16 protein-coding genes are annotated in these 17,158 nt (G+C 45.0%); 7 read left to right on the top strand and 9 right to left on the bottom strand.

The genetic code is table 11. The features are described 5' to 3' along the window. Positions 1-29 precede the first annotated feature (29 nt). Complete coding sequence (locus L0991_18385) at positions 30-590, bottom strand: sugar O-acetyltransferase (protein XGB64001.1); 561 nt, start codon at positions 588-590, stop codon at positions 30-32. A gap of 248 nt (positions 591-838) precedes the next feature. On the opposite strand from L0991_18385, the gene L0991_18390 reads away from it, so the two are divergent. Continuing rightward, positions 839-1,828 carry a zinc-binding dehydrogenase gene (locus L0991_18390; GenBank protein ID XGB64002.1) on the top strand — a complete coding sequence of 330 codons (990 nt, stop codon included), beginning with the start codon at positions 839-841 and terminating at the stop codon, positions 1,826-1,828. Positions 1,829-1,908: 80 nt separating this feature from the next. Here L0991_18390 and L0991_18395 read toward each other — a convergent pair whose 3' ends face one another. Continuing rightward, complete coding sequence (locus L0991_18395; protein ID XGB64003.1) at positions 1,909-2,904, bottom strand: LacI family transcriptional regulator; 996 nt, start codon at positions 2,902-2,904, stop codon at positions 1,909-1,911. Positions 2,905-3,000: 96 nt separating this feature from the next. Continuing rightward, positions 3,001-4,440, bottom strand: coding sequence for a 6-phospho-beta-glucosidase (locus tag L0991_18400; protein XGB64004.1), 1,440 nt, complete (start codon positions 4,438-4,440; stop codon positions 3,001-3,003). A gap of 249 nt (positions 4,441-4,689) precedes the next feature. Here L0991_18400 and L0991_18405 point away from each other — a divergent pair, with 249 nt between their 5' ends. After that, positions 4,690-5,604 (top strand): DMT family transporter, encoded by a 915-nt coding sequence (locus L0991_18405; GenBank protein ID XGB64005.1) that lies wholly within the window; start codon positions 4,690-4,692, stop codon positions 5,602-5,604. 83 nt (positions 5,605-5,687) lie between these two features. Here the strand turns inward: L0991_18405 and L0991_18410 are convergent, their stop codons facing one another. After that, positions 5,688-6,212: a hypothetical protein gene (locus L0991_18410; GenBank protein XGB64006.1), complete on the bottom strand. Its 525-nt coding sequence runs from the start codon at positions 6,210-6,212 to the stop codon at positions 5,688-5,690. A gap of 40 nt (positions 6,213-6,252) precedes the next feature. After that, positions 6,253-6,642 carry a VOC family protein gene (locus L0991_18415; protein XGB64007.1) on the bottom strand — a complete coding sequence of 130 codons (390 nt, stop codon included), beginning with the start codon at positions 6,640-6,642 and terminating at the stop codon, positions 6,253-6,255. A 253-nt stretch (positions 6,643-6,895) separates the two neighbouring features. Here L0991_18415 and L0991_18420 point away from each other — a divergent pair, with 253 nt between their 5' ends. Further along, positions 6,896-7,735 (top strand): DMT family transporter, encoded by an 840-nt coding sequence (locus L0991_18420; GenBank protein XGB64008.1) that lies wholly within the window; start codon positions 6,896-6,898, stop codon positions 7,733-7,735. A gap of 55 nt (positions 7,736-7,790) precedes the next feature. Here the strand turns inward: L0991_18420 and L0991_18425 are convergent, their stop codons facing one another. Beyond that, entirely contained in the window at positions 7,791-8,705 is a 915-nt protein-coding gene (locus L0991_18425; GenBank protein XGB64009.1) for a LysR family transcriptional regulator, read from the bottom strand. A 189-nt stretch (positions 8,706-8,894) separates the two neighbouring features. Between L0991_18425 and L0991_18430 the strand changes: the two genes are divergently transcribed. Together L0991_18430 and L0991_18435 are read left to right on the top strand one after the other, a co-directional pair. Continuing rightward, complete coding sequence (locus tag L0991_18430; protein ID XGB64010.1) at positions 8,895-10,967, top strand: MBL fold metallo-hydrolase; 2,073 nt, start codon at positions 8,895-8,897, stop codon at positions 10,965-10,967. A gap of 252 nt (positions 10,968-11,219) precedes the next feature. Next, positions 11,220-12,056: an SDR family NAD(P)-dependent oxidoreductase gene (locus tag L0991_18435; protein XGB64011.1), complete on the top strand. Its 837-nt coding sequence runs from the start codon at positions 11,220-11,222 to the stop codon at positions 12,054-12,056. 19 nt (positions 12,057-12,075) lie between these two features. Here the strand turns inward: L0991_18435 and L0991_18440 are convergent, their stop codons facing one another. Beyond that, positions 12,076-12,777, bottom strand: coding sequence for a lipoate--protein ligase (locus L0991_18440; protein XGB64012.1), 702 nt, complete (start codon positions 12,775-12,777; stop codon positions 12,076-12,078). Positions 12,778-13,006: 229 nt separating this feature from the next. On the opposite strand from L0991_18440, the gene L0991_18445 reads away from it, so the two are divergent. Continuing rightward, a complete protein-coding gene (locus L0991_18445) occupies positions 13,007-13,912 on the top strand; it encodes a homocysteine S-methyltransferase family protein (protein ID XGB64013.1) in 906 nt (301 codons plus the stop codon). 73 nt (positions 13,913-13,985) lie between these two features. Here L0991_18445 and L0991_18450 read toward each other — a convergent pair whose 3' ends face one another. Both L0991_18450 and L0991_18455 read right to left on the bottom strand, forming a co-directional pair. Beyond that, positions 13,986-14,945, bottom strand: a complete 960-nt coding sequence (locus tag L0991_18450; protein ID XGB64014.1) for a hypothetical protein — start codon at positions 14,943-14,945, stop codon at positions 13,986-13,988. A gap of 2 nt (positions 14,946-14,947) precedes the next feature. After that, positions 14,948-15,919, bottom strand: a complete 972-nt coding sequence (locus L0991_18455; protein XGB64015.1) for a triacylglycerol lipase — start codon at positions 15,917-15,919, stop codon at positions 14,948-14,950. Positions 15,920-16,145: 226 nt separating this feature from the next. Between L0991_18455 and L0991_18460 the strand changes: the two genes are divergently transcribed. Next, complete coding sequence (locus tag L0991_18460; protein XGB64016.1) at positions 16,146-17,156, top strand: Gfo/Idh/MocA family oxidoreductase; 1,011 nt, start codon at positions 16,146-16,148, stop codon at positions 17,154-17,156. Positions 17,157-17,158: the final 2 nt, after the last annotated feature.

The following is a 17,158-nucleotide window of genomic DNA, read 5'->3' on the forward strand; positions in this document are numbered from 1 at the left end:
GTTCGGGCTTTGTCTATTTAGTTGTTCTACTATTCATTATCAATTGGCTTCAGAACTCGGCATGGATTACCAACTGCGACCACATTGTCTGGAACATCTTTGGTTACCACACTACCCGCACCGATCACACTGTTTTTGCCAATGTTCACGCCAGGGCAAATGATCACTCCAGAACCAATCCAAGCATTGTCACCAATCGAGATTGGCGTACCGAATTCAACGCCTTCATCGACACGGCTCTTCACATCCAATGGGTGACCTGCCGTAAGCACTTGTACATTAGGGGCAAACAGCACATTGTCGCCAATCGTCACTTCTGCTACATCTAACACGACGCAGTTAAAGTTGGCGTAGAAATTCTTACCCAGCTTAATGTTTGAACCGTAATCACATCGAAATGGTGGCTCTAAATAAGCGCCTTCAGAATCAGGGATCAGCTTATCAATCGCCGTGCGCCATTCATCGGTATCTGGAATACTGTTGTTAAGCTTTTGCAGAACCTTACGACACTCGATTCGCTCAGCGTACAACTCTTCATCCCATGCTAAGTAAGGCTCTCCAGCCAACATCTTCTGTTTTTCTGTTTTCATGTTCTTTATCTACTTACCAAAAACTTTTCGCCGATTATAGAGGCTTGTACTGACACAATAATCAACGCTGCGCACAGTTTTACTATTCAATTCTGGCGTGAAAAATAGATAACGGACAACCGATAAATAGGCTGAATCGACGCTATAGGTAAATAACAAAATGTAATGACAAGCTAAAGAATCGATAATTATCAATTTATGAAATGCACGCTATTCTAGTGATAATAGATCATGGATTAGAGGCGATAATGAAAACAATTACCTACCAAAAATTGAGTGATACATTCTCAGTATCAGAACTTCCAACACCCAATTTAGAAAGTGAATTTGATGTCTTGGTTAAGGTTGTGGCTGTCGCGCTCAATCCCGTAGATGCGAAAATCAACCTTTGGCATGAAATGGTGCCAAACATAGACGATCAATTTGTTGGTGGCTTAGACGTTTCAGGTGAAATCATCGCAGTCGGCAGCAAGGTAGATAATTGGCAAGTTGGCGACAAGGTGCTTTATCACGGCAATATGCGACGCCATCATGGTGGTTTTGCAGAACTCGCCGTTCAAGACTCTCGCACTTTGGTTCCACACCCAAATACCTCTCCAGAACAAGCAGCGGCTTTACCTTGTGCTGCGTGGACAGCCTACCGTGCTTTGGTGGATAAGCTTCATGCAAGCAACAAAGAGAGTTTACTCATCACTGGTGGTTCAGGTGGTGTAGGCAGCTTTGCGATTCAAATTGCCAAAGCACTTGGTGTAAAAACCATTATTACGACTTGCTCACAAGCCAATCATGCGGCGGTTCGCCAGCTTGGTGCGACTCACACCATCGATTACCGCAGCTCAGATGTCGTTACAGAGGTGATGAAGATTACTCAAGACCAAGGTGTGGATATTGCGCTGGATTGCGTCGGTGGCAAGAACGATAAACTTGCCGCTGATGTGTTGGCTTATGAAGGCGAAATGGTGGAGTTAGTGCAAACCGTGGCACCTGAGCGCTACGACAATGCTTTCCTTAAAGGATTAAGCTTTCACCAGCTTAGCCTAGGTTCAGGTCATGTGAATGGTGCTAAAGGTATGAAAACCTTGGTGGATGCAGGTAACGCCGTTAATGCTTTGGTTGAATCAGGTGACGTAGTCGTTCCTAACCTCAAGGTGATTACACTCGAAGAGATTGGTCACGCGCTACTGGATATGAGAAACCAACGCACGGTTGGCAAAATCATCGCCAAGCTGGCTCACTAATCTCAACACTCTACCGAACATCCCCAGCCTAGAAGTGATTCACTCCAGAACCTTCTAGGCATTCCTTTAAGTCGAGTATCTTAGCGACTGAGTACTGAATCTCGAATGACAAGACTACCCGTAGTGTCGATGGCATCTGCGTGTTCCGAATCTCCAACGATTTGTAGAATCGCCTTTTGGGTCATTTGCTCTAATGGAACGCTCACAGAGGTTAAGCTTGGTGTGAGGAACTCGCCTACTTTACTGTTATCAAAGCCGACGATAGAGATATCTTGAGGTAGCTTGTAGCCCTTCTCTAGAAAGGCTTTCATCGCGCCGATTGCCATATCATCATTTTCCGAAACTACCGCGGTAAAAGCGACATCGTTGGCCAACAGTTCCTGCGCTGAGGTAAAACCACTCTCCATTGTCCAATCACCTTGTACGACTCTCAATTCGTTATAAGCAATCTTGTGTTTCAACAAAGTATCGCGATAAGCGGCGAAGCGCTGTTCGTCTGTCGATGACCCTGATTTCCCTCGGATCACAGCGATCTGCTGATGGCCTTGTTCAATAACATGCTCCATCATCACACAAGCACTTTGGTAGTGGTCTGTGGTAATCGCATGCTCAGGCTTCGAAGGCATTTCACGGTTGAGCACAAGAATGGGAGTGTCAGTGCTCTCAATGATCTGCGCGATTTCAGATTCACTGAAGCATTGCGGATAAATGATGATCCCGGCGCATTTCATATCGAGTAGAAAATTAATGGCTTTGCGCTCGTCTTCAGCACTGTGTTTACCATCGGTAATCACCAACTGATGATTGTATTTTTCACTGTAAGAAGCGGCGTGATACATCAAAGACGAAAAGTAAGGGCCGTTGAAAAGCTCGTTGGTAATAACAAAACCGATAAAATTAGTCTTCTTAGTCGCCAATTGTTGAGCCAACAAGTTTGGTCGATAGCCTGTCTCCTGAATCGCATCAAAGACCTTCTTGGCAACGTCAGGCCTTACGATGTTCTTGCCGTTCAGCACGCGAGAGACCGTCGATTTCGAGACGCCAGCGCGGTTCGCAACATCAAGCATGGTTACCATTCACTTACCCTTCTATAGAAAACTAGCCGACCTAAGCCAGCTAATTGTATTGCTTAGTGAAACGGCAACGCTCGCTGCCGTTTAATTGCAGGCATTCTAAATAGTGGCACCGTTAGATGCAATCACGCCTTTATACCACTCAAAAGACTTCTTGCGCTTACGCTCTAGTGTTCCTGACTGGTCGTTGTGTTTGTCTACGTAAATGAATCCGTAGCGCTTTTTCATCTCGCCAGTGGTGAACGATACCAAGTCGATACAGCCCCAAGGGGTGTAGCCCATTAGATCAACGCCATCGATCGCAACGGCTTTTTTCATCTCTTTGATGTGATCGCCAAGGTAGGCAATACGGTAGTCATCATTGATGCTGCCATCTTCTTCGATGGTATCAACCGCACCAAAACCATTCTCAACGATGAACAGTGGCACTTCATAACGCTCATAAAGAGACGCTAAGCAGTAACGCAAGCCTGTTGGGTCAATCGGCCAGCCCCAATCGCTCGACTTGATGAACGGGTTCTCGACCGAATTTTCATGTCCACCGTCCATTGCTTCTTCAGTCGACTGATGCGAAGAAGAATCCAAGGTATTCGACATGTAGTAACTAAAGCCTAAGTAATCGGCTTTACCCTCTTTTAGGATCTGCTCATCTTCAGGCTGCATTTCGATATTAAAGCCTTTAATAGCCCAATCACGCTTGGCATAGCTTGGGTAGTGACCACGAACCATGACATCAGAGAAGAAATAACGATCACGCATCGCTTGCTGCGCCACCATGATGTCTTCTGGCTTTGAAGAGCGAGGGTAGAAAGGCACCATCGCACACATTGCGCCGATCTGCAGATCTGGGTTGATCTCATGACCTTTCTTCACCACCAATGCGCTCGCAACAAACTGATGGTGAACCGCTTGGTACATCGCTTCTTGCGGCTTTTCGCACTGTGGGAACTTCACGCCAGAGCATAGCCATCCGAAGATGTCCGCCGAGGTGTTCATCTGGTTATTGATCTCGTTAAAGGTCATCCAGTATTTCACTTTGTGCTGGTAACGCTCCATCACCGTGGTTGAGTACTTAACAAAGAAGTCGATCACTTTGCGATTCATCCAGCCGCCGTATTCTTTCGCTAGATGGTAAGGCATTTCAAAGTGGCTCAGCGTCACTACCGGCTGAATATCGTATTTCAGAAGCTCATCAAACAGGTCATCGTAAAATTTTAAGCCCGCTTCACATGGCTCAGCTTCATCACCATTCGGGAAAATACGCGTCCACGCGATACTAGTGCGGAAACACTTAAAGCCCATCTCAGCAAATAACTTAATGTCTTCTTTGTAACGATGGTAGAAATCCACAGCAACTTGGTTAGGGTAGTTTTCACCATCGATTACACCATCGGTGATTCGACGTTGTACACCATGAGCGCCTGCCGTTAATACATCAACCACACTCACACCTTTACCATTCGCATCCCAGCCGCCTTCTAGCTGATGCGCCGCAACCGCGCCACCCCATAAAAAATCGTTTGGAAATTCGTTATTCATACCATCACTCGCTACAAGTTATTCGCTAGAAAATAGATAGGTTTAAGGTAACAAACTTAAAAGCCGCCACTCTGAAACCGATTTCAAGATGCAATAAAGATACACACTGAAACCGGTTTCAACAATATCTTTTTGATCTTTTTTTGATCCAAAAGATAAATTTGGCGTGTTCGAAAAAGTGAAAACCGTGTTTGACCCGTCTACCAGTGTAGGCTTTATGCTCAGCACCCATTCATCAAGAGGTGTGTTATGTCTATTCATCGTTCCTTCGCAGTGCCTCGTCCGCTGCTTTCATTTTTCGACGGACTGTCCGACCCAGCAAAAGGAATTGCACTGGCGCTTATCTCAAATGCGCTGTTCATATTAGTAGGCGTTATTGTCCGCGAGTTGAGCCAGACCATCGATATTTTTCAGATCTTGCTATTCCGACAACTGGTTTTCGTCACCTTATTAATGCCATCGATAATCAGCAACATCGATGCAATGCTCCACCCTAAAATGGTGTCGATGCATGTATGGCGTGTCACTGGAGCGTTCGTCGCACTCTACTTCAGCTTCTTAACCGTCAGTAATATTCCGTTTGCCGATGCAACCGCATTAGGGTTTCTTAAGGTGTTGTTCGTGGCTGTTATCTCTCGTCTGTTCCTGAAAGAAAACGTTGGCTGGGCTCGTATGACGACGATCTTAGTTGGCTTTACTGGAGTGATGTTAGTCGTACAACCGACCTTAGAAAGTGAATCTCTGTTCTATGTTGGAACAGGATTAATCGCAGCATTAGGTGCTGCTATTGCGGTTATCTGTGTGAGGAAGATGGCGAATGTAGAATCGAAAACCGTTGTATTGGCCTACCAAGCGATCTTTGTTGGCGCCGTTGCATTAATCCCAGCAATCATCGAATGGCAATGGCCGACATGGTCTGAATTGGCTTTATTAGTTCTGGTCGGCGTTATCTCTTCTATCGGGCAGTGGTTTGGAGTGACAGCCTATAAATGGGGAGAAGCGAACGTGGTGTCGAATGTCGAATACTCACAAATGATCTACTCAATGGTTCTAGGCTATCTGTTGTTTGCGGAGCTGCCAAATTCACTCGCTTTGATCGGTGCGAGCGTGATTTTATTCAGTGCAATCCTACCGTTTATCATCAAAGCGAAGCAGAAACAGTAACTGTCATTGTTCAGGCTAACTGTTACTGATTAGCTATTTATGCCCCAAACCGCATTTAGCAAGGGGCATTGATCATTCGTTTATCAATGGTGCTCAAAATACTGTTCATGTTGTGATTTAGCAGACTGATCTTGAGTTCCCGGGTAGAACTGGACGAGTGTCTGGTCGGCGAGCGTAAGATGAATCCAACCTTCTTTAACCCTTAGCCAATTGGTGCCATGTTTATCATAGACAATAGGAAAGTGGCCCCAGCCAGAATCCGACACCTGTAGCTCTTGAAAGCGCTCAATCGAAGTAAGCTGATCGCTTTCGAAACTTGCACTCGAATAGACGGGCAAAGGTGCAATAGCGTCGCTTGGTTTAAAGGTATAACAACTTACAGACGCAGAAGTGCGGTCAAACCATTGATATGGTTGAGCTCCGGCTAGATCATAAACCGTACAATCATTGAATTTGATAGCCCAGTTTTGATGATCTTTGAAGCCTAGGTAACCAATCGGTTGAGATGGTTCGATTGTCGTCTCTGGTGCATCAACCTGCGCTAGCTCCGAAGACGCACATCCCACCAAACTCAGACTAAAAACAAAAGCCAAAATGCGCTTCATCATTCCCCCTCAAATCCGTAAGCCATTCAATCAAGTCCTTACATTAAACGGTAAGTTCCAAGCGATTACCATCAGGATCGAGGACACAGCTCTCATAATAGCCATCGCCCGTTCTTCTTGGACCGTCTAAACGTTCATAACCATCTTCGACTAAGCGGTGAGTCAGTTCATCGACGGCTTGCTCTGACCCCAACGAAATCGCCATATGAACAAAGCCAGTGAACTGATCATAGATGTCATCTTTCGATTCAGGAACCGAGTCCATCTCCATCAGCTCTAATCGACTGCCGCTATCAAAAGATAGGAAGTAGGAAGAGAAACCTTTAGTTGGATTATGGTATTTCTGGTTAGACGTCGCACCAAAGTAATCTTCATAAAATCGTTTCAGTACTTCGAGTTGTTTGGTCCAAATCGCGATATGTTCAATCTTCATTTCTAACACCTAATGTGGATATTTAGCATCAGATTACTCGCCAAATTAGGAGCAATAAACAGAACAGATAGCGCCAAATACCTTCCTATTTAATTGTCGATATTCACCTAATCACTGCGCAATATTGCCATATCCAATTTGTGTAATAGATAGCTTTGCTCCATAGTCGGTGTTTTACACAATCGAGATTCAAACTGTGAGCTATTTTAAACTGATCATGCTAGCTGCCATATGGGGAGGATCGTTCCTTTTCATGAGAATTGCAGCGAATCCTTTAGGCCCTGCGGTCCTAATTGAAGCGCGAGTTTTGTGCGCGGCAATCACCCTACTTTTGGTTTCTTTTTATCTAAAGAGAAAGCTCTCATTTAATGCTCACTCGAAACACTTTTTCATTCTTGGTTTGTTTAACACCGCGCTTCCTTTTTTGTGTTTCGCTTATGCTGCCCAAACTTTGAATGCTTCAACCCTTGCGATTTTGAACTCCACAGCACCGATATGGGCGGCGATCATAGGTGCGATATGGACCAAAACTGCACTTGAGAGCAAGGTATTGCTTGGGCTAGGCATTGGTGTGACGGGCGTAACCGTGTTGGTTGGATGGGATGCGTTCAATATCGGCCAAGAAGCCATTATTCCAATCTTTGCAGCCGTGATGGCCGCATTTAGCTACGGTATTGCGTCTAACTACACCAAAACAGCACCCAAAGTTGAAGCCTTCAATAACGCCCACGGCAGCATGTGGGCAGCGGTGTTAATCGTACTGCCATTTGTGTTTTTCATGCCAATGCGAGAAGCACCCGATCTCACTATCACCACATCGGTCATCTTATTGGGTGCAGTATGTACCGGGTTAGCGTATCTGCTTTACTTTAATCTCATCAATGAGCTTGGTGCGCCTTCAGCGCTATCTGTGACCTTCTTAATTCCAGTCTTTGGTATTCTCTGGGGTAACTTGTTCTTAGGTGAAGCTATTGGCATTAATACTATAGTTGGCTCTGTCTTGGTTATCACAGGTACCATGCTGGTGACCGGTTTATCACCAACGCAGATGCTCAAAAACGCGCGCCAAAAGCGAAAACAAAAAGCGGAATAACCAGATATAAAAACGGCCTCATTTTGAGGCCGTTTTTATTTGATTTACATGTAACTCAGCCGATTTTAGACTTCTTCATATACTGCTGGATCTTGTCCCTCAACCACTGATGAGCAGAGTTTAAATCGGTTCTTTTATGCCAAATCATGTATTGCTGCATCGGCAAGATTTCAAATGGTTGTTCGAGCACTTGAAGCTGAAAAGAGTCTGCAAACTGGTTAGCAAAATCACGCGATGTGCTGCCTACACAATCCGAGCCCGATACCAACACACACATTGTCATTAGCGAATCACACTCCGCACTGACCTTTCTTTGCTTAAGCGGCGATTTAGTAAAATAGTCAGCGGTGTATAAACGCGTACGGCGCATTCGGAAAGTAATGTGCTTTTCATGATAATACTGCGCTTCTGTCACTGAGCCATTGATTCGTGGATGTCCTTTTCTGGCAATAAGTACTAGCTCATCTTCAATCAAAGGTTGCTTTAGGTACCCATTCACTTGTGGGTAGTGAATATCGATAGCTAAGTCCGCTTGCTGCATGCTCAGACTTTGCAATAAATCCTCTTCATTATTCGGCACCATGGTGAACTCGATTGAGATATTCCCTAAAGAGTCATCCTGCTCCACAAGTGGTTGTAGCTTGGTTAAGCCTATCTCATTAACCAGAACTCGAAACACGTGATGCTGCTGATTGTCGAACTGCTTTAACGTACTCACCGCACTCGTAATTCCATCGAGAGCTGGTTCTACACGACTTGCCAGTTGTACCGCCGCATTGGTCGGCGAGATACCCCGCCCTTCACGAATGAAAAGGTCAGTATCAAGTTGGGATTGTAGTCGCTTCAACGCGCCACTCACTCCCGGTTGAGTCATGCCAAGAGATTCAGAGGCTAAAGTGATCGACTTCAATCGATATACCTCTAAAAACACACTCAGTAGATTCAGGTCTAGCTTTTCAACATCGCTCACAGCTGCTCTCCATGTTCGCTTGTGGCCGTATTCAACATACGACAAAGTTTAATCTTGAACCTTCACTTTAATACAACTTCAACACATAACTGTTCGTGATGTGTTAAATAAAGCTTACTTTATTTTTTGCTATATGTGTAAGTCATACACTTTCTTCATCGAAACGAAACCCGAACTGAAGAGGCTCGTATGACAACTTCACGCACTTTCAAAAACGCAACACTGTTCCTTGCAATCTCTCTTGCATTCCCTTCCATTGCAGCGAACCACGACCACGCGCACTTTAGCGAGATCGGTGATCAAGGTGGTAAAGATGCAACTGAAATGACGGCACAGGCAAACCAAGAGTTCGCTAAAACCCTAAACTTCTCAGACACTCGTGCCTTTGACAATAACAACAAAGGACTGATCGCAAGCTTCGACCAAGAAACTGGCGACATCATTCGTAACAGCTTCAACTTCATAGAACCAAGCGTTGTTAATGCCGACAAAGCACCAGATTCCGTAAACCCGTCTTTGTGGCGCCAAGCAGTTCTGAACCAAGCAGCAGAAGGCCTTTATGAAGTAGTTCCTGGACAGATTTATCAAGTTCGCGGCGCCGATTTAGCCTCTATCTCTTTCATCCGTAGTGACAGCGGTTGGATCGCTTATGATGTTCTACTGACTAAAGAAGCGGCAGAGAAATCACTGAAGTTTTTCAAAAAGAATGTTCCTGACGGCGGCGAGTTACCAATCGTTGCGATGATCTATTCACACTCACACGCCGATCACTTCGGTGGTGCTCGTGCGATTAAAGACGCGTACCCAGATGTGAAAGTGTATGGCTCTAAGAACATCACTAAAGAGATCGTCGATGAAAACGTGTTAGCGGGTAATGCGATGTCTCGTCGTACTGCTTATCAATATGGTGCGACACTGAACCGCCATGAACACGGTATTGTTGATGCTGCACTCGCTAAAGGCTTATCTACCGGTAGCATCACTTACGTATTACCAGATTACGAATTGAACCATAATGAAGAGATCGAGACTTTGGTTATCGATGGTCTTGAGATGCAGTTCATGGATGCATCAGGCACGGAAGCAGCCTCTGAGATGGTGACCTACATTCCGAGCATGAAAGCGCTATGGACGGGTGAGCTGACTTACCAAGGCATGCACAACCTTTATACTCTACGCGGTGCAAAAGTTCGTGATGGTCTGAAATGGTCTAAGAAGATCAACGAAATGCTAGTCACTTGGGGCGAAGACACCGAAGTACTATTTGCTTCGCACTCGTCACCAATCTGGGGTGAACAAGAGATCTCTGATTACCTAAAAATGCAGCGTGACGCCTACGGCTTTACCCATAACCAAACCCTTCGTTTAGCGAACAACGGTGTGGTTTTGCAAGATATCGGTGACGAAATCTACAAAGTGATGCCAGACAGCATCCAACAGTCTTGGCACACCAATGGCTACCACGGTACATACTCACACAATGCTCGTGCGGTATACAACATGTACCTTGGCTACTTCGACATGAACCCTGCAAACCTTAACCCACTACAAGTGAAGCCAGAATCGGTTAAGTTTGTTGAATACATGGGTGGCAGTGACGCTGTGATTGAGAAAGCACAGCAAGACTTTAAAGAGGGTGAATACCGCTTTGTAGCAACGGCTCTGAATAAGGTGGTTCAAGCCGAACCAGACAACAAAGTTGCACGTGGTTTGCTTGCAGATACATATGAGCAACTGGGCTATCAATCAGAAGGTGCAGGTTGGAGAAACATCTACCTAACAGGTGCACAAGAACTTCGTATCGGCACGCAACCTGGCGCACCGAAGACAGCATCACCAGATGTATTGGCGAATATGACAATTGAGAACCTGTTGGATTACTTAGCAGTAAAAGTGGATTCATTGAAAGCGCAAAACACGCCATTTACCATGAATATTCAACTGCCTGACGTGAAAGAGTTCTACTACGTAGAAATGTCTAACGGTAACCTAAACAACATTCAAGTGAGTGAACTGCAAGATGCCGATACTACGCTGATCATCAATAAAGCAGACGTGTCTGATATCGTATTGAAGAAGACAACACTCAATAAACTGCTAGAAGATGGTCAAGCTGGCGTGAAAGGTGACAAGTCATCACTGAACAAACTGCTCTCTTCTCTGACGGAAGCCGACACCTCATTTGAGATTGTCCCACGTCCGAATAAAGGTGAAGAAGTGGACGCTGAGCTATACAAAGATTCAGCAGAACATGCCCACTAAAACCATTACGCACTAACGGAATAACAACGACAACAACGTCAAACCAAGCCTAAAAGGCAGACGGCTATTAACGACAAAGCCTCACCCATTCGATGGGTTGAGGCTTTTTTTGTTTGATGAGTCATCAAGCGATTTATTTCAGATTTCTCAATAACGGACGATCTTGTTATCGCTATCCTGTGAAGTATTAGAAACTTTGCGCAATAAAACTTTGTTATAAAAGTGCTTCGGAATCGGTATCAAGGGAAAGATATGCAGAAAATAATTCTGATCACAGGAGCAACTGACGGCATTGGTTTAGAGACCGCAAAAATGCTCGCTCAGCAGGGACATCACATTCTGATTCATGGCCGAAACCCTGCCAAGATCAACAAAGTTGTGGCTGCTCTATCTCGACTGTCTAAAACGGCGGTCATTGAAAGTTACGTAGCAGACCTATCAACACTCTCAGAGGTCGAAGCGCTCGCCACTCAGATAATGGCTGACCACCAGCGACTCGACGTTCTCATCAACAACGCAGGCGTGTATAAGGTGTCGGAAATTACCACTTCAGATAACCTTGATGTGCGCTTCGTGGTTAACACCATTGCACCTTATTTACTGACACAAAAGCTGCTTCCTCTTTTTGATACGCACAGCCGTATCGTCAACCTATCTTCAGCAGCTCAGTCACCCGTAGATTTAAGTGCCCTTATCAGCCCAAATGCAGGAGAGTTAGATGGCCCCGTTTACACACAAAGTAAACTCGCACTAACGATGTGGTCGATTGACTTGGCGAATGCCTTAACAAATAGCCCAACAACTAATGGCCTCGCGGTTATTCCAGTAAACCCTGCCTCTTTCTTAGGGAGCAAGCTGGTCAAAGATGCTTATGGCGTTGATGGTAATGATCTTGCGATTGGCGCAGACATCCTTTGCCGTGCAGCGCTCAGCGATGAGTTTTCCGATGCCTCAGGAAGATACTTCGACAATGATTCTGGGTTATTCAAAGACCCTCACAACGATGCTCTTGATCCCATTAAAAACCGTAAACTGGTGGAAGTGATCGAGCAGCTGTTGCAAGAAAAGTTATCCGCCGCCCCCCATTGATTCCGGCAGACACAGAGCACTACGCATACTTGATAAAAGCTTGGCTCAACTGCTGAAAGAGTGAGTCCACATTGGGCATGGACGTCACATGGTCAGATAAAAGCGTGTGAACGTGTGGCTCTACAACGGTTGGATTGCCGCAAATTTGATTATAAAAATTCACGGGCGCAACGATGTGTTCTAAGTCTGCATCTAACAAGATACAGGCTTGGGAAAGTACGATTTGACCGCCCCCTCGCTTGAGCAAAACACGTTGAGCCGTCCCTACTATTTTTTGCTTGTTGATGTTGAGGTTGTAATCGCCATCGCAATAAGAACCAGGAGTCGCATGCACATCGACATCAACGCCTAACTCTCTAAAAAATTGAGTTAAAACATCACATAAATGCAGATAGGCTTTTTGAATATTGTAGGCTTCATCGCTCGGCCAATGATAAATGTGCGACAAGTTAATCACGCCCGGTAGCTGGGGAACGGGAGCGCCACCCGTTTTACGCGAAGAGAGTTGCCAACCTTGAGCCTCAAGCTGCTTTCTAGATTCCAACGTCACTGGCCACTTTTTACCTGCAGGTAAAACAAGTGTCGGCGTTTTGGCTTGCCACAACATTAAGGCTTGTCCAATCTCACCGTTCTGTATTTGCTGCAATAGCTCATCTTCTTTTTCAAACGCACGATCAACATCAATGTGCGGGTAACGCACGAGCTTATTCGTTAACTTCAATGCACTTTTCCTCTACAGCTTGTTGGGTTCAGGTCAATCATTGGCCCTAGGTTAATAATATATCCCCCAAATCCAATACAACATAGCGCTGGAGGTTCAATATTTTATTATCCCTATCTAGGCAGTATTGGCTTTGTTAAGAACCTCGCGCTTGGACTGCTTTAGTCACGCAAGGTTGTCTGATATGGTGGCGGCAGAACTTCAGCAATTGTTTTAGATAGTATTGAATATGAAAACACTCACCATACTTGATGGCGGCATGGGCCGAGAACTCAAAGAGATTGGCGCACCGTTCTCACAGCCTCTTTGGAGCGCTCAAGCTCTGATTGAAGCCCCAGATTTTGTTAGCCAAGCGCACCAAAACTTTGTCGATGCAGGCGCTGAAATCATAATTACCAACAGCTATGCGTGTGTGCCTTTTCATTTGGGTGAAGAACTGTTTGCACAAAGAGGATTTGAGCTAGCTGCGCTGTCTGGCGAATTAGCTAAAGCAGTTGCTGACCAAGCACCTCAAGCGGTCAAAGTGGCAGGCTCTATTCCACCACCATTTGGTAGCTACCGACCTGACTTATTCAAAGTCGAAGAAGCGGCATCAATCATTCAAACCCTCTACGATGCACAAGAACCAAATATCGATCTGTGGTTGGTAGAAACCCTATGCAGCGTACAAGAGTTTGAATCCATTCATGGGGTACTCAAGCAATCAACGAAACCGTGCTATTACGCCTTTAGCTTAGAAGATACCAAAGGCGACTCTGCATCTATTCGTTCTGGTGAGAGCGTAAAAGAAGCCGTCAAACTGGTTTGTCAGTCTAACGCGACAGGCATCATGTTTAACTGTTCAATACCGGAAGTGATGGATCAAGCGATTATCGATACCAAACAGGTAATGGATGAGTTAGGCCAAGATCTAGAAATCGGTGTCTATGCAAATAACTTTGCGCCGATCAGCAGCGAACATGAAGCGAATGACATGCTTCAAGAAATGCGCGAGTTAGATGGCCAAGGTTACTTAACCTATACAAAACGCTGGCATGCCCTCGGCGCTAATATTATTGGTGGGTGTTGCGGCATAGGACCAAAACATATTAAAGCCCTAGCGGATTGGAAACTTGGGGTCATTGAAGAAAAGTAGTTTGGGCTCAATGGCAAGATAAGCGCCCTGTTAGTTGTATTCCAATACAGGGCGAAGTCCACATATAAGGTGTTTAAAGGTCATCTATCGATTCTAGTGACATTATGCGCCTATGGTCTGATGACTCAAAAAACGATTCTCTCAACCTAGCGATCTCATACTCTTTATCTATCGTGACACTGCTGTTTAAAATTTGGCGGCGCTGCTCCAAGTAGCGCTCAATTTTTTGATCTAACGCCAATTCTCGTTGCTCTAATTCCACCATTCTTTGTGCTGCTTCGGTACCAATTAACGTCTCGTAAGCGATGTAGCGTTGCTGCTCATCTTCGTAGTTCGCAACCTGATTCAATTGCGCAGAAATAAGATCGTCTTGGTAAACACGACGGATCTCTTCTGGCATTTCATCCAACTCTTCGTTAAGTAAGTAATTGTAATCATTGTTCGAGACGGCAATATCTTTGAGAGACATTTTCTTAATGGTTACTTGACGATGGAGGTTTTCATCGCTGAACAGTAGTGCCTGTTCCTCTATGCTAAAGAGTGAGAGCTGATGTTCAAGCAGCTCATTATCGATTCGAATCAAATCATCAAGGCTCAACGCCTGTTCAACCTCAATTGACATCAATAACTCTTTATATAGCAGATATTGCTCAAACAGATCGTAGTGCTCAGGGCGATAGCGTTCATGGTTTCTTGTCATGAATTCTTTAACCCTTGTTTTTAACTGTTCGATATCCATCGTCGAGTCATCAAACCCTGACAGAAAATAATCAAACGTATCACGCAATGATGCTTGGTCGATTTCCGTATCCTGTTGGGAAGGTGCTTGAAGCTCAGGCTCTTTCAAAGAAACTTTGGGCTTTGCAAACTTTTCAACTTGTTCACTCTCCTGCGGCATTTCTGCTGACGCAAGAGGCTCTTCAAATACGACTGGTAAACTTTGCGTCTGGTGTGAGCGGGGAACAGGCGTTTTAAAATAGGCTACGCTAGCAGCCACAGCAATCACAGTGATAACTAGAATAGCCTTATTCATGTTTATAAGCCCTGCAGTTTTAAGCGGTTCGCATGCTGTCGATAAATGCTTGGAACAGATAAAAACAGTGCCGTATGCCCTAGAACTTGGTTAATTTCGTCCACATGGTTCATTCGATAACTATCGTTAATCACTTTACCTAAGTGTGTGCTGCAAACACCAACCATTCCATCATTCTCTTCGCCACCCAAGATTGAAGAACCAAAAGCCAATAGGCTCACTGCTTTCAGCGGTCCATCAACAAGCGCATCTTTCGGGCTGGTCAGTAATCGGTTACCACTCCATGAGTAGTAGTAAACATCGTGCTCGATGTTGTTTACCTTCGTAGTAACAACAGGCGCACCTTGACCGCATTCTGTTGTTGGTACACCTTCTGGGTATTTCTTGTTGAATGCCAACGACTCATGCGTAGTCAGTGCTTTTAACGCACCAGTAGCATCAACCGGTAAAGTAGAACCACTCGATAGGTATTGAGTTATTTTCGAAAGATACCCAATGATATTTGCGCCAGCGCTATTTACTAAGGTGCCATCGGGAGCGACGGTATAGAAAAGGTCAGCAAACTTGGAGCCTTTATTTACTCCACCAATACTCGTCACAGAGGCCACGAGCTCAGGGGCAACCGACGCGACATAGCGGGAAGTCGGTCCGCCGTGGCTATGCCCAACCAAGTTAACTTTTTTAGCTCCTGTTCGAGCAAGGTACTGTTTCACCTGCTTTAAAAGCTGCTCACCGCGAACCTCGGTGGTATTTGCTGAGGAGACTTGTGCAGTGAATACTTTGGCTCCATCTTTACGCAAGGTTTGAGCTATCTGATAAAAATAGTCATAACCTTGAATGTCATCGAAGCCTAAAAAGCCATGAACTAATACGATTGGGTATTGTGTCTCAGTGTATCCTTTACTCGGTGCAGCACTAACCAAGTGACTAAAGATAGCCGTAAACATCATTACGATGCTTATCATGTGTTTCATTATTATTATCCTTAATTGACTCTACATAAATGAACTTACTTTCAATGTCCATTGGAGCATATCAATCAAAGAGAAAGGGTAAGTGGGAGTAATGGATTGTAAGAAGCGTAAGTATTTCAATGAGTTGAATTAGTGATGTAAACCCTGAACAAATCGAAGCAAGTGTTCTCTATTTGTATGTGAGCCCACTGAGTACACTGGAACAAAACAACGATTGGAGTAAGTGATGAGTGACACGCAACGTAAAATTAAATGGGGTATCGCAGGGCTCGGCAATATCGCGAATAGATTCGCAACAGCGCTAACAGAGCACTGCTCATTTGGCGAACTCTACGCGGTGTCAGCACGCGACCAATCAAGAGCGGCTCTTTTTGCTAATAAGTTTGATTGCAATAAAGCTTATGGTTCTTATGAAGCCATGGCTCAAGATCCTGATGTTGAAGCGGTATACATTGCCACGGTCCACCCTTATCACAAACCTCTAGCCAAACTATTTCTGAGCCACAACAAGCACGTATTGGTAGAAAAACCAGCCTTTACCAACCTTGGTGATTGGTTAGAAATGAAAGCCCTAGCTAGCCAACATGGTGTGATGTTGCTAGAGGCAATGAAGACCGTCGTATTCCCAGCTTATCGCGAGCTTACAACATTTTTAACCAGTAACCAGATTAAGCTTGATTCGATAGAAGCCAGCTTTGGTAATGAACACGACTACAACCCTAACCTGTTTATCTTCAACCCGGATTTAGCCGGCGGGGCAACACTTGATGTTGGCGTGTATGGTCTGTGGTTCTTCTACGATTTATGTCGCGCTCTTAGTATTACGCCTCCTCTACCTCAAGTCGAAATGTCGAGCCTCTATGAAGGTTCGAATGTAGATACCGATTCGTGCTTCCAGTTCTCTGGAGAGATCAACGCGACCATATCGGCTTCAACGGTACGTAATCTGCCACGCGCAGCGCGATTAACGGGCCCAGATATCACCATTACGATTAAAGAGAAGTGGTGGAACCCAGCCCATATAACGGTGGAGTACAAACAAGAAACCTTCACCATCGAGCACCCCGTTCAAGGTAATGGGTTCGAGTATCAAATCGAGCACTTCTCGCAACTTGTATTAGAGGGAAAACTTGAGTCTGATATCCTAAGCTCAAAGATAAGTGCACAGGTTCTTGAAACCATGGAAAAAGCGCTCGCTGATGCAGGCTACCAACACTTAACTCAACCTAACATTTAGGA

Origin of the sequence: Vibrio chagasii, assembly GCA_041879415.1 — a bacterium.
Lineage (GTDB): Bacteria > Pseudomonadota > Gammaproteobacteria > Enterobacterales > Vibrionaceae > Vibrio.

What these genes read in the sequence shown, in the direction of transcription:
- L0991_18460 (XGB64016.1), top strand. Translation starts at nt 16,146, where the DNA reads ATGAGTGACACGCAACGTAAAATTAAATGGGGTATCGCAGGGCTCGGC.
- L0991_18450 (XGB64014.1), bottom strand. Translation starts at nt 14,945, where the DNA reads ATGAATAAGGCTATTCTAGTTATCACTGTGATTGCTGTGGCTGCTAGC.
- L0991_18405 (XGB64005.1), top strand. Translation starts at nt 4,690, where the DNA reads ATGTCTATTCATCGTTCCTTCGCAGTGCCTCGTCCGCTGCTTTCATTT.
- L0991_18395 (XGB64003.1), bottom strand. Translation starts at nt 2,904, where the DNA reads ATGGTAACCATGCTTGATGTTGCGAACCGCGCTGGCGTCTCGAAATCG.
- L0991_18410 (XGB64006.1), bottom strand. Translation starts at nt 6,212, where the DNA reads ATGATGAAGCGCATTTTGGCTTTTGTTTTTAGTCTGAGTTTGGTGGGA.
- L0991_18390 (XGB64002.1), top strand. Translation starts at nt 839, where the DNA reads ATGAAAACAATTACCTACCAAAAATTGAGTGATACATTCTCAGTATCA.
- L0991_18430 (XGB64010.1), top strand. Translation starts at nt 8,895, where the DNA reads ATGACAACTTCACGCACTTTCAAAAACGCAACACTGTTCCTTGCAATC.
- L0991_18385 (XGB64001.1), bottom strand. Translation starts at nt 590, where the DNA reads ATGAAAACAGAAAAACAGAAGATGTTGGCTGGAGAGCCTTACTTAGCA.
- L0991_18415 (XGB64007.1), bottom strand. Translation starts at nt 6,642, where the DNA reads ATGAAGATTGAACATATCGCGATTTGGACCAAACAACTCGAAGTACTG.
- L0991_18420 (XGB64008.1), top strand. Translation starts at nt 6,896, where the DNA reads ATGAGAATTGCAGCGAATCCTTTAGGCCCTGCGGTCCTAATTGAAGCG.
- L0991_18455 (XGB64015.1), bottom strand. Translation starts at nt 15,919, where the DNA reads ATGAAACACATGATAAGCATCGTAATGATGTTTACGGCTATCTTTAGT.
- L0991_18435 (XGB64011.1), top strand. Translation starts at nt 11,220, where the DNA reads ATGCAGAAAATAATTCTGATCACAGGAGCAACTGACGGCATTGGTTTA.
- L0991_18445 (XGB64013.1), top strand. Translation starts at nt 13,007, where the DNA reads ATGAAAACACTCACCATACTTGATGGCGGCATGGGCCGAGAACTCAAA.
- L0991_18400 (XGB64004.1), bottom strand. Translation starts at nt 4,440, where the DNA reads ATGAATAACGAATTTCCAAACGATTTTTTATGGGGTGGCGCGGTTGCG.